The organism is Pseudomonas sp. GW821-FHT09C09 (genome assembly GCF_059418105.1).
Map to the genome: position 1 here is coordinate 1 of NZ_JBWKPF010000014.1, position 12,018 is coordinate 12,018.

The 12,018-nt window shown below is 60.4% G+C and carries 14 protein-coding genes and 1 pseudogene; 6 read left to right on the forward strand and 9 right to left on the reverse strand.

The genetic code is table 11. The features are described 5' to 3' along the window. Window positions 1-224: 224 nt before the first annotated feature. Window positions 225-995, forward strand: a pseudogene (locus AC07NR_RS28810) (MCP four helix bundle domain-containing protein); the annotation flags it as partial. Continuing rightward, on the forward strand, window positions 987-1,850 hold the full coding sequence (locus AC07NR_RS28815; protein WP_412546978.1) for a methyl-accepting chemotaxis protein: 864 nt from the start codon (window positions 987-989) through the stop codon (window positions 1,848-1,850). The pseudogene AC07NR_RS28810 and the gene AC07NR_RS28815, both read left to right, overlap by 9 nt. 88 nt (window positions 1,851-1,938) lie before the next feature. Here the strand turns inward: AC07NR_RS28815 and AC07NR_RS28820 are convergent, their stop codons facing one another. The 4 genes from AC07NR_RS28820 to AC07NR_RS28835 form a co-directional block, all read right to left on the reverse strand. Beyond that, complete coding sequence (locus AC07NR_RS28820) at window positions 1,939-2,346, reverse strand: HvfA family oxazolone/thioamide-modified RiPP metallophore (RefSeq protein ID WP_114885602.1); 408 nt, start codon at window positions 2,344-2,346, stop codon at window positions 1,939-1,941. Between the two features lie 210 nt (window positions 2,347-2,556). Next, complete coding sequence (locus AC07NR_RS28825; protein ID WP_248740441.1) at window positions 2,557-3,855, reverse strand: NAD(P)/FAD-dependent oxidoreductase; 1,299 nt, start codon at window positions 3,853-3,855, stop codon at window positions 2,557-2,559. A 66-nt stretch (window positions 3,856-3,921) separates the two neighbouring features. Then, window positions 3,922-4,095, reverse strand: a complete 174-nt coding sequence (locus AC07NR_RS28830) for a DUF3094 domain-containing protein (RefSeq protein WP_495079988.1) — start codon at window positions 4,093-4,095, stop codon at window positions 3,922-3,924. 144 nt (window positions 4,096-4,239) lie between these two features. Beyond that, window positions 4,240-4,866, reverse strand: coding sequence for a DUF1780 domain-containing protein (locus tag AC07NR_RS28835; RefSeq protein WP_065261573.1), 627 nt, complete (start codon window positions 4,864-4,866; stop codon window positions 4,240-4,242). Window positions 4,867-4,999: 133 nt separating this feature from the next. Between AC07NR_RS28835 and AC07NR_RS28840 the strand changes: the two genes are divergently transcribed. Both AC07NR_RS28840 and AC07NR_RS28845 read left to right on the forward strand, forming a co-directional pair. Beyond that, window positions 5,000-5,689: an energy-coupling factor ABC transporter permease gene (locus AC07NR_RS28840; RefSeq protein WP_248740440.1), complete on the forward strand. Its 690-nt coding sequence runs from the start codon at window positions 5,000-5,002 to the stop codon at window positions 5,687-5,689. 65 nt (window positions 5,690-5,754) lie between these two features. Then, window positions 5,755-5,970, forward strand: coding sequence for a hypothetical protein (locus AC07NR_RS28845; protein ID WP_007959584.1), 216 nt, complete (start codon window positions 5,755-5,757; stop codon window positions 5,968-5,970). A 6-nt stretch (window positions 5,971-5,976) separates the two neighbouring features. Here AC07NR_RS28845 and yacG read toward each other — a convergent pair whose 3' ends face one another. From yacG to pilB, 5 genes are read right to left on the reverse strand one after another with little or no spacing between them, the layout of a single operon-like run. Next, entirely contained in the window at window positions 5,977-6,177 is a 201-nt protein-coding gene (yacG, locus tag AC07NR_RS28850) for a DNA gyrase inhibitor YacG (protein WP_085712167.1), read from the reverse strand. Then, window positions 6,174-6,797 (reverse strand): dephospho-CoA kinase, encoded by a 624-nt coding sequence (gene coaE, locus AC07NR_RS28855; RefSeq protein WP_423204319.1) that lies wholly within the window; start codon window positions 6,795-6,797, stop codon window positions 6,174-6,176. The genes yacG and coaE overlap by 4 nt, the downstream gene beginning before the upstream one ends. Further along, window positions 6,794-7,666 (reverse strand): prepilin peptidase, encoded by an 873-nt coding sequence (locus AC07NR_RS28860; RefSeq protein WP_248743734.1) that lies wholly within the window; start codon window positions 7,664-7,666, stop codon window positions 6,794-6,796. The genes coaE and AC07NR_RS28860 overlap by 4 nt, the downstream gene beginning before the upstream one ends. Window position 7,667: 1 nt before the next feature. After that, a complete protein-coding gene (locus AC07NR_RS28865) occupies window positions 7,668-8,885 on the reverse strand; it encodes a type II secretion system F family protein (protein WP_495079989.1) in 1,218 nt (405 codons plus the stop codon). Window positions 8,886-8,887: 2 nt separating this feature from the next. Beyond that, the gene (gene pilB, locus AC07NR_RS28870) at window positions 8,888-10,588 is read right to left on the reverse strand and encodes a type IV-A pilus assembly ATPase PilB (RefSeq protein WP_423204317.1); all 1,701 of its coding nucleotides are present in this window, start codon (window positions 10,586-10,588) and stop codon (window positions 8,888-8,890) included. Window positions 10,589-10,814: 226 nt separating this feature from the next. Between pilB and AC07NR_RS28875 the strand changes: the two genes are divergently transcribed. Next, a complete protein-coding gene (locus tag AC07NR_RS28875) occupies window positions 10,815-11,258 on the forward strand; it encodes a pilin (protein WP_114885593.1) in 444 nt (147 codons plus the stop codon). Window positions 11,259-11,557: 299 nt separating this feature from the next. After that, a complete protein-coding gene (locus AC07NR_RS28880) occupies window positions 11,558-11,914 on the forward strand; it encodes a BON domain-containing protein (RefSeq protein ID WP_065261581.1) in 357 nt (118 codons plus the stop codon). Window positions 11,915-12,018 lie beyond the last annotated feature (104 nt).

Here is a 12,018-nt window from a genome sequence, read left to right on the forward strand (position 1 = left end):
GGGGTATAGCGCAGTCCGGTAGCGCGCCTGCTTTGGGAGCAGGATGTCAGGAGTTCGAATCCCCTTACCCCGACCATATTAAAAATCCTCGTATCGAAAGATACGGGGATTTTTTTTGCCCTTTGCTCAAGTCATCGTACAACTTGCCGATAGCCCGCTAACGAAAGGGGCCTGCCATCGATCGCCCCTTGAATCCGGCCAATACAAGAAAAAGGGCGTTCGTCATGTTGCTTCGTCAGTTGAATATTGCTCCCCGTGCCGCTTTGGGCTTCGCCCTGATCGCGGTGCTGGTGGCGTTGCTTGGCGTGTTTGCCCTGGGGCAGATGTCGAGCATCCGCGAAAGCGAGGTCGCGGTGGAGAACCAGTGGCTGCCGAGCATTCGTGGCGGCGACGAGATTCGCGAGATCATGCTGCGCATCCGCACCATTTCTTTGCGCATGGCGCTGGATCCTGATCCGAACAACGTTGCGACTTACCGCAGCCAGATGGACATCCGCGACAAGGAACTGAGCGAGAAGATCGCCGCGTACGACCGACTGGTGACTACTCCGGAAGGCCAGCAGTTGTACGATCAGTTCAAGAAAACCTTCGCGGCCTACCGCGCCGGCATCGCGCAATCGTTCGTCCTTGCACAGCAGGGCAAACGCGACGAGCTGACCAAGCTGCTGCTGGTCGACATGAAAACCGTGGTCGACGGCTCCGGCAAGCAACTCAACGACCTGGCGGACCTGTTCGCCAAACAGGTCGCGGCAGAAAGCAGCAACTCCGCCGCCCACTACGAAACCTCGCGCACCATCGTCAGCCTGTTCATCGCACTGGCGGCATTGGCGACCGTGGCTCTGGCGATGTTGCTCACCCGCAGTATCGTTCGCCCGTTGAGCACCGCCGTCAGCGCAGCAGAAAGTGTTGCGAAAGGGGATTTGACCCGACCGATCGAGACCCAGGGCAACGACGAAGTCAGCCGTTTGCTCAAGGCGCTGGCGACCATGCAACAGAACCTGCGCGAAACCCTGCAAGGCATCAACGGTTCTGCGACGCAACTGGCGACCGCCGCCGACGAACTCAATGCCGTCACGCTCGACAGCACCCAGGGCCTGCAACAACAGAACAACGAAATCGAACAGGCCGCCACCGCCGTCAACGAGATGACCACGGCGGTCGAAGAAGTCGCACGCAACGCGGTGTCGACCTCCGACGCGACGCGCCAGTCCAGCGAATCGGCGCATCTGGGGCAAGAACGGGTCAGTGAAACCGCCAGCGCCATCAACGCCCTGGCCGGTGAAGTGCAGCACACTGGCGAACTGGTGCAATCACTGGCCGACCAGTCACAAGACATCGGCAAGGTGCTGGACGTGATCCGCGCGATTGCCGAACAGACCAACCTGCTGGCGCTCAACGCCGCCATCGAAGCGGCGCGGGCCGGGGAGAGTGGGCGCGGGTTTGCCGTGGTCGCCGACGAAGTCCGGGCGCTGGCTTATCGCACGCAGCAATCGACCCAGGAAATCGAGCAGATGGTGCAGGGCATGCGCAACGGTTCAAGCCTCGCGCTGGAGTCGATGCAGGCCAGTGCCTCCCGCGCGTCCACCACGTTGGTGCTGGCCGAGCGGGCCGGTGAGGCGCTGCAAACCATCACCGCGTCGGTGCATGAGATCCATGAACGCAATCTGGTGATCGCCAGCGCCGCCGAAGAGCAGGCGCAGGTGGCGCGGGAAGTGGATCGTAATCTGGTGAACATTCGCGACCTGTCGGTACGTTCGGCGGCCGGCGCCGATCAGACCAGCGCGTCCAGCCATGAGCTGTCGAAACTCGCCAATGCATTGCAGGGCATGGTGCGGCGCTTCCAGCTGTAATCCCGGCAGACATAAAAAAGCCGCGCTTCTCGTGAGAGACAGCGCGGCTTTTTTTTGCCGGGGCTGTTTTGCCGGGACGGACTGAATATCAGGCACCGTCACGCTCTTTCAGGTGTTCGAACAGGCCTTTGGGCATTTTCTTGCCGTTGGCTTCGTAGTTGGCTTTGACGTTGTCGTAAGCCTCTTGCTCGTCGATGAAGCCATCGTGGTTGGTGTCGATCTTGTCGAAGTCGGAGTGCGGTGCGACCTTCAGGAATTCGGCGCGGGAGACTTTGCCATCACCATCGGTGTCGGTCTTGGCCATCGACGCGTCGCCGCATTTGCCTTCACCGCATTTGCCTTCCGGGGTTTTCACCGAGGTTTCGGCCGAGGCGACCATGTAGCCCTGGGCTAGCGGTTGTGCGGCGAACACCGAGCCGGACAGCATCAGGCCGCCGGCCAGTACGGCACCGACCAGGCCAAGGGAGGTTTTGCCGATTTTCGAAGTGCGGGTCATTTCATTCTCCTTCGGTTGCGCTGCGCAACCACACGTTAAGGGCGATCAGCCGGAGCAGGTGCGCTCGGGTGTGGCCATTAAGCGGTGACGGTGTATCGCGTCTGTGTCGAGGAGCGGGGCGTTTGTAAGCGAAGGTGGGAAAGCGGGGGGCAGATACAGTAGAAGACAAAAACCGTGGGGGCGAGCAGGCCCGCCCCCGCGGTTTTTACATCAGTGCAGCTTCAGACGTGGCTCGGTGCCGCGTCCGATCTTGCTGCCCAGCATCAGCATCGCCGTGCGGAATGGGCCGTACAGCGCCATCTGGTGCATGCGGTACAACGAAACGTAGAACATCCGCGCCAGCCAGCCTTCGAGCATCACGCTGCCGGTCAGGTTGCCCATCAAGTTACCCACAGCCGAAAAACGCGACAGCGAAATCAACGAGCCGTAGTCGGTGTACTTGTACTCCGGCAGGCTCTTGCCTTCGATCCGCAGTTTCAGCGACTTGGCCAGCAACGATGCCTGCTGGTGTGCAGCTTGGGCCCGTGGCGGCACGTTGCGATCCGAACCCGGTTGCGGGCAGGCGGCGCAATCGCCGAAGGCGAAGATGTTTTCGTCGCGGGTGGTCTGCAGCGTCGGCAGCACTTGCAGCTGGTTGATGCGGTTGGTTTCCAGGCCATCGATGTCCTTGAGGAAACCCGGTGCGCGGATCCCGGCGGCCCAGACTTTCAGGCTGGCCTTGATCTCGTTGCCATCGGCGGTGATCAGGCTGTCGGCAGTAACCTGGCTGACCGAGGCGTTGGTCATCACGTTGACCCCGAGTTTCTCCAGGGTCTTGTGCACCGGCCCGCTGATGCGTTCCGGCAGTGCCGGCAGCACCCGTGGCCCGGCTTCGATCAGGGTGATGTGCATGTTTTCCGGTTTGATCCGGTCCAGACCATAGGCCGCCAGTTCATGGGCGGCGTTGTGCAGCTCGGCCGCCAGTTCAACGCCCGTGGCGCCGGCGCCGACGATGGCCACGCTGATCTGCTGAACCACGTCGGTCTGCCCGGCGTGAGCACGCAGGTAGTGATTGAGCAGTTGCTGATGGAAACGCTCGGCCTGTTTGCGGGTGTCGAGGAACAGGCAGTGCTGCGCTGCGCCCTGGGTGCCGAAATCGTTAGTGGTGCTGCCGACCGCGATCACCAGCGAGTCGTAAGGCACTTCCCGCGCCGGCACCAGTTCCACGCCGTTTTCGTCGTAGGTGGCGGCGAGCTGGATCTTCTTCTGCTCACGATCGAGCCCGCTCATGCGCCCCAGCTGGAACTCGAAGTGGTTCCATTTGGCCTGGGCGACATAGTTGAGTTCGTCTTCGGAGGAGTTCAGCGATCCGGCGGCCACTTCGTGTAACAGCGGTTTCCAGATGTGCGTCAGGTTCGCGTCGACCAGCATGATGCTGGCAGTGCCGCGCTTGCCCAGAGTCTTACCCAGACGGGTAGCCAGCTCCAGACCGCCGGCGCCGCCGCCGACAATGACAATACGATGGGACATGGTGATAGCTCGCAAGGTTTTTAAAGGAAATCGTTGTCGTCGTAACCCGAGCGAGCGCGATGCAGCTCATAGCGTCAGGTAACTGATAAATCGGCTCAACAGGCCCAGACCGATGGTCACTGCCAGCACCACCACCAGGAGCATCCACGGCCGGAATGGCCGGCGCTCGACACGGTGCTGGGACAACTGCAGGTACTCTTCGACATGCTTCTGGTCTTCGGGGTTCAGGCGGCTGGTCATATGAGGCCTCGTCAGGGATAGACGTTGCTGAATGCGCAGACGTTACAGCGGTTTGTCTGCGAGCGTTGAACGGCGCATGTCATCCGGGCGAATGATTGCGCTTTTGTAACATCCGGCCAGTGTTTGCGCCATCCTGCTTAGGGCTTACAGGCTGATCCCGACATCGAACAGAATGCTGCGGCCCAGATTGCTGCGCAGGAAATCCGGTGCATCGGGGTGGGCGAACAGCACTCGGGCGAACGTCGGCCCGACCAGTGACAGCGAGCGCCAGCCTTGACGCAGGTATTCGGTGGGCGGTGGAAAGTGGCTGTTGAGGTCGAGCACCTCTCGCTTGAGGCTGGCGAAGGCGATGATGTCCAACTCACCGAGGTCCATGCCGCGTTCCTTGTAGTTGTGCGCTTTCTTGCGCAGGGTCGGCGCCAGCCTGAGCAGGAATTCGTTGGCCGGAATTCGTCGTGGCTTGGCTTCGCGACGCACCAGTTGGCTCAGGGAAAACGCACTGCGCCGACGTTGCAGCTCGTCGCGCCATTCATCGTTGAGCCGGCGGCCTTCGTCGAGGACGAAAAACACCTCGAAGTTGGCATCGCGAAACAACACGTCCGGCGGCTCACCGGCCGGGGCGAATTCGTCGGCGCGATACGGAATATTCAAGCCTTGCAGCAGGCGCTGGCAGACCCAACGCTCACGCTCCCATTTGCGGGCATTGGACAGGAACGCGTTGGCCTGCTCGGCCGCGATGGTCAGCAGGCGTAAATAATCTGAGTCATCCATAGGCCCAAGCTTAGCGTTCAATTGCGACAAGCAGAAAGCTTTGCATCGGCAGATTCACCCGGGTGGCGGTGTAGACTTCGACACAGGAGCGCCAATCAAGGGAGTCTGCGGTGCGAATGAAGGTGATGGGATCATGATCGGTGCAGAACTGCTGTCATCGACGAGTCTGACCCTCGGCTGGCTGATTTACCTGCCGGTGCTGCTCTGGGCGATCTGCCGTGCGCCGTGGGTCGAGTTGTTCAGTGACAGCCGTCGACAGCACCTGCTGTTCGGCACCGTGTTTGCGCTGTTTCTGTTGTGGATGGTGCGCAGGGACTTCGACACGGGCGTGTCGTATCACTTCATCGGAATGACTGCCGTGACCTTGCTGCTCGACTGGCCGCTGGCGATTGTCGGCGGACTGGTGGCGCAGATCGGGCTGGTTCTGCTGGGACGCCAGGATCTGGTGGCGGTCGGGGTCAATGGCGCGTTGCTGATCCTGCTGCCGGTGCTGATCACCGAGGGTGTGGCGATTCTGGTCGAACGGGCGCAACCGCGTAATCCGTTTGTGTATATCTTCTGTTCCGGCTTCTTCGCGGCGGCCTTGTCGGCGCTGTCATGTCTGATTCTGAGCCTGACCTTGCTCTGGTACGACGGCCTGTTCGCCATGCCCGAATGGCTGGAAGACTTCATCGGTTACCTGTGGCTGTTGATTTTTCCGGAGGCGTTCATCAACGGCATGGTGATCAGCGCACTGGTGGTGTTCTGCCCGGAATGGCTGGAGACCTTCAACCGCACCCGCTACCTTTCGGCGCCCTGGAAGGACGACGATCCCAAGTCTTGATCCACATCAAATCCACACCGCGCGCGGCATTTCATGCTCGGCCAAATCCCTTCAGGAGCAGCGGCATGAGCGTTTACGAGTGGGCGAGGCAGGAAACCCGGCAGAGTCTGGAGATGGCGCAGGAGGTGGGATTCGATCCGGGTCTGAGCCTGCGTGCCTTGCTCAGTGCGGTGGTGCAGCAGAGCAAGGCGGTGCGCAATGCCGAAGACCTGGCCGACGAGTTGCGCTTTCTGGCGGAAAACCTCGACGACGATCAGGACTACGGCTTCATGCGGCCCTGACCGGGATCAGTGGCGCGGGTCGAAGTCGCCGGAAAACAGTTCGTCCTCGGCATCCGGGGCTACCGGGATCTTGTGTTCTTCCGACGCCCAGGCGCCGAGGTCGATCAGTTTGCAGCGGTCCGAGCAGAACGGCCGGAATTTGTTTGCGGGGGTGAATTCCACCGGGGCGCCGCAGGTCGGGCAATTAACGGTTGGGGTCTGGCTCATGACTGGCCTCCGGATAAAGTCAGGTAAAAGTGATGCAGGCGCTCGACCTCGCTGTGCAGCCAGGCGAGGTCGCGGTCGTTGACCACCACATCGTCGGCACGGCTCACGCGGTCTTCGCGGCTGGATTGGGCCTTGAGGATCGCCTGGACCTGCTGTTCGCTGGTCTGGTCACGCTGCAGGGTACGTTCGATCTGCAGTTGCTGCGGCGCATCGATCACCAGGATTCGGTGGGTCATCGCGTACTGTCCGGACTCGATCAACAGCGGTGAAACCAGAATCGCGTAAGGTGATTTTGCCAGCGCCAGGTGATGGGCGATTTCCTCGGCGATCAGCGGATGCAGCAGCGCTTCGAGCCAGCGGCGTTGCTCCGGCACTTCGAAGATCAGCTTGCGGAGCGCCGCGCGATCCAGCGTGCCGTCGGCCTGCAGGACATCGGGGCCGAAGTGCTCGGCAATTTTCGCCAGCGCCGGGCGTCCCGGCTCAACCACCCAGCGCGCTGCATGATCGGCGTCCACCACATGGATGCCGAGGTCGATGAAGTGCTGGGCGGCCGCGCTTTTGCCGCTGCCGATGCCGCCGGTCAGGCCGAGAATCCAGGGTTTTTCCACAGGGGTATTCATTTCAAACCGACAAACTGCCAATAGAAGTCGGTTATTTGACCACCCCAGAGCAAGGCAATCCAGCCGGCAATTGCCAGATAGGGCCCGAAGGGGATCGGCGTCGAGGTTTTCCGGTCGCGCAGCTTGAGCAGAATCACCCCCAGTACGGCCCCCACCAGCGAAGATAACAGGATGGTCAGCGGCAGAATCTGCCAGCCGCCCCAGGCCCCGAGCAGCGCCAGCAGCTTAAAATCGCCGTGACCGATGCCGTCCTTGCCGGTGAGCAGCTTGAACAGCCAGAACACCGACCACAGCGCCATGTAACCGGCCACCGCGCCCCACATCGCATCGTGCAGCGAGACGAACAGGCCGAAGCTGTTGACGATCAACCCCAGCCACAGCAGCGGCAGCACCAGCACGTCGGGCAACAGCTGATGCTCGGTGTCGATCAGGCTCATCGCCAGCAAGCCCCAGGTCAGCACGATCAGCAGGCATGCCGGCCAGCCGAAGCCCAGGTGCCAGGCGATGAACGCCGAGAGCAGGCCGCAGGCCAGTTCGGTCAGTGGATAACGCTTGCTGATCGGCGCCGCGCATGACGAGCAGCGCCCGCGCAAAAACAGGTAGCTGAGCAGCGGGATGTTTTCCCACGCACGAATGCGGTGGGCGCAATGCGGGCACTGCGAATGCGGCAACATCAGGTTGTAGACCGGCAATGGCGTTTCGACGGGCAGCCCGAGCACGTCGTGGGCCTGCTGGCGCCATTCGCGCTCGAGCATCTTCGGCAGACGCCAGATAACCACATTGAGGAAGCTGCCGACCACCAGCCCGAGTATCAGAGCAGTGAAGACAAAGGCCAGCGGATAGAGGGCGAAGAGTTCGTCGATGGGCATGTCAGATCGCTGAGCCGAGTTGGAAGATCGGCAGGTACATGGCCACCACCAGTCCGCCGACGATCACCCCGAGTACCACCATGACGAAAGGCTCCATCAGGCTGGTGAGGTTGTCGACCATGTTATCCACTTCTTCCTCGTAGAACCCGGCCACCTTGTCGAGCATGTCGTCCAGGGCGCCGGATTCTTCGCCGATGGCGGTCATCTGCACGGCCATGTTCGGAAAGATTCCGCTGGTACGCATCGAAAAATTCAACTGCATGCCGGTGGCCACGTCCTGGCGAATGCGCAGCACCGCGCGTTTGAACACCACGTTGCCGGTGGCTCCGGCGACCGAGTCCAGCGCTTCGACCAGCGGCACGCCGGCGGCAAACGTGGTCGACAGGGTCCGGGCAAAACGGGCGACGGCGGACTTGTACATCATGGTGCCCACCAGTGGCAGTTTCAGCAGCCAGGCATCTCGGCGGTCACGCAGGGCCTGGGATTTCTTCAGCGCGTGGCGGGTGCCGAAAAACGCCACGATCAGCACACCCAGAATCGCCCACCACCATTGCTGCATGAACTCCGACAGGCCGATCACCATCAAGGTAAACGCCGGCAGTTCGGCACCGAAGCCGGAAAACACCGACTGGAACTGGGGCACCACTTTTACCAGCAGAATGCCGGTGACGACCGCCGCCACCAGAATCACGGCGGTGGGGTAGGTCATGGCTTTCTTGATCTTGGCCTTGAGGCTTTCGCTCTTCTCCTTGTAGGTCGCCACGCGTTCGAGCAGGGTGTCGAGAGCACCGGACTGCTCGCCGGCATCGACCAGGTTGCAGTACAACTCGTCGAAGTATTGCGGCTTCTTGCGCAGGGCTGCGGCGAAGCTGTTACCGGCGGCGACTTCCTGTTTCACCTCGTCCACCAGCTTGCGCATCGCCGGGTTCTCGAAGCCTTCGCCGATGATGTCGAATGACTGCAACAGCGGTACGCCGGCCTTCATCATGGTCGCCATCTGCCGGGTGAACAGGGCGATGTCCAGCGGCTTGATGCGTTTGCCGAAGTTCAGCCACGACGCGGATTTCTTGCGCACCTTGCCGGGGTTGATGCCCTGCTTGCGCAACTGGGCCTTGATCAGCGCGGGGTTTTGTCCGCTCAGTTCGCCGCTGATCCGGGTGCCTTTCTTGTCGGTGCCTTCCCAGGCGTAGACGCTGATTTTCGCTGCCTTGACGGCCATGTTCAGTCCTTGGTGACCCGGTTGATTTCTTCAAGACTTGTAATGCCTTGCATGGCCTTGATCAGCCCCGAAGTGCGGAGGTCGTTGAAGCCGTCCAGGCGCATCTGGCTGTCGATTTCCAGTGAGTTGCCTTCGGCCATGATCAGCCGTTGCAGCTCGGGCGTGTTCCTGACCACTTCATAGATGCCGGTGCGGCCCTTGTAGCCGCCGTTGCAGTGATCGCAACCGACGGGCTCATAGATCGTGAAACTGCCGATGCGTTCCTCGGGGAAGCCTTCCTTGAGCAGGGTTTCGCGGGGAATCTCGATGGGCTTCTTGCAGTGGCTGCAGAGTTTGCGCGCCAGACGCTGGGCGATGATCAGGCTGACCGACGTGGCGATGTTGAAGCCGGGGATGCCCATGTTGTGCAAGCGGGTCAGCGTTTCCGCGGCGCTGTTGGTGTGCAGCGTGGAAAGCACCAGGTGACCGGTCTGTGCCGCCTTGATCGCAATCTCCGCTGTTTCGAGGTCGCGTATCTCACCGACCATGATCACGTCCGGGTCCTGACGCAGGAACGAGCGCAGGGCCTGGGCGAAGTCCAGCCCCTGCTTCGGATTGACGTTGACCTGGTTGATGCCTTCCATGTTGATCTCCACCGGGTCTTCGGCGGTGGAGATGTTGATGTCGACGGTATTCAGAATGTTCAGCCCGGTGTACAGCGAAACGGTCTTGCCGGAACCGGTGGGACCGGTGACCAGGATCATGCCCTGTGGCTGCTTCAGGGCGGCCAGGTACAGCTCTTTCTGCTCCGGCTCATAGCCGAGGGCGTCGATGCCGATCTGCGCGCTGGACGGGTCGAGAATCCGGATCACCACTTTTTCGCCCCACAGGGTCGGCAGGGTGTTGACCCGGAAGTCGATCGACTTGGTTTTCGACAGGCGCATCTTCAGGCGTCCGTCCTGGGGTTTTCGGCGTTCCGAGATGTCGAGGCTGGCCATGACCTTCAGCCGGGCGGCAATGCGTCCGGCCAGTTGAATCGGCGGTTTGGCTACTTCGCGCAGGATGCCGTCGGTACGCACCCGCACCCGGTAGTTTTTCTCGTAAGGCTCGAAGTGCAGGTCGGAAGAGCCGCTCTTGATCGCATCCAGCAGCATCTTGTGGACGAAGCGCACCACCGGCGCGTCGTCGGCGTCCATTCCACCGATGGCGTCTTGTTTGCTGTCATCGACGGATTCGACGTCCAGCCCGTCGAGGTCGACATCGGCCATGTCTTCCAGGCCTGAGGCGTGGGTGTCGAAGAATTTCTCGATGGCATCGGTGAGCTTGTCGTCCTCTACCAGGATGGCTTCGGTGGTCAGCCCGGTGCTGAACTGAATGTCGTTGATCGCCTGGTGATTGCTCGGGTCGGAAATGCCCACGAACAGTTTGTTGCCGCGTCGCCACAGGGGCAGGGCATGGTGCTGGCGGACCAGTTTTTCGCTGACCAGACCCTTGGGCTGGGTTTCCTTGTCCAGGCAGTTGAGGTCGAGGAACGCCATGCCGAAGTGCTCCGAGGCGATTTCGGCAACCTGCGAACTCTTCACCAGTTTGTTCTGTACCAGATAACTGACCAGCGACAGGCGATTGCGCTGGGCTTGCTGCCAGGCCTGCTGGGCGCTTTTTTCCGTGAGCAGTTCGGCCTGTACCAATTGCTTGGCCAGACCGCTCAGAGCGATGTCATTCATGGGAATCCCGGATGCAGACAGTTCATGACTTATAGCCTAGTCAAGTGACAGCGCCAAACCGCCTCGGTGCAGGTGACAAAAAGTGTCAGATAGTGCGGTTACAGGTTGTAGGAAACACCGCGATAGCGTGATCGCGCCCAGCCTGCGCAGGTGCGGGCGCCTTGGCACGGGCTGTGCTGAGTCCTGTTCAGATCATGAGATTCCGACTCATGCATGGAGCGTGTCTATGAAAAAACAACAAGGTTTCACTCTGATCGAGCTGCTGATCGTCGTGGCGATCATCGGTATCCTGGCCACCATTGCGCTGCCGCAATACACGAAGTATCAGGCACGGTCCAAGGTGACGGCGGGGCTGGCGGAAATCAGCGCGCTGAAAGTGCCGTTCGAGGACACCATCAATCAAGGTACCGACCCGAACAGTACGCTGGTGACCGGTTCCGCAACTTATGTAACGACCAACTGCGGTACTGTCAGCGTGTCGGGTACGGCGAATACCGGGGCAGGCACTATCGTTTGCACCATCGCGAATGCCCCGGCGCCTGTGCTGGGCAAAACCATTACGCTGACCCGTACCGGCGGCGCCACCGGTAACGTGGCCGGTGTCTGGAGCTGCGCTTCGACAGTCAACCCTGACTACGCCCCCAAAGGTTGCCCTGGCAGCGGTACTTGATTGCTTGATTCCTGCTCATCAAATGCCCCGCTTTGCGGGGCATTTTCTTTTGCGCAGTGCTTCACAAAAAGCTTCAATCTTTTCAGCGTGTTAGGAACTTTCCCAAAAGCCGCAAGTTGCATGTAGATAATTCAGGGGTCATGCAATTTGCATGATTCCGAGAATTTTCAAATTTTTTAACTTGTTGATTTATAAAGACTTATTGAATACTCAAAAGTTGGCACAGCGTTCGCAGTATCTACGGTAACCCTGCTGACAAGACACGCAGCAGACTTTCCAGAAAAACAGGAGTTACTCGTATGAAGAAGTTCGCTATCACTGCCGCTGCTGCTACCGCGCTGACCCTGACCATGGCCACCGGCGCATTCGCACAATCCACCCAGGCGACCCAGGCTCCAATGACTCTGGCTGCCGGTGAAATGACCAAGGCGAAAGAAGCCACTTCCGACACCTGGATCACCACCAAAGTCAAAAGCGACCTGGTGACCGAAAAAGGCATTCCAGGCACTGACATCAAAGTAGAAACCAACAAAGGCGTCGTGTCTCTGTCCTCCACTGTTGCAGTGACAGAAGCACAGAAAAAGATGGCCGTAGACATCACCAAGAAAATCAAAGGCGTCAAAGCGGTCTCCGCTGACGGCCTGAAAGCCGAGTAAGGCAAGACTTCTCGCCTGGACCGGGAGAAGACGCGACAGGCGGGCCGAGCAATACGTCTGCCGCCCTTTAGAGTTCATGCGAACGGCCACACGGAATGTGGCCA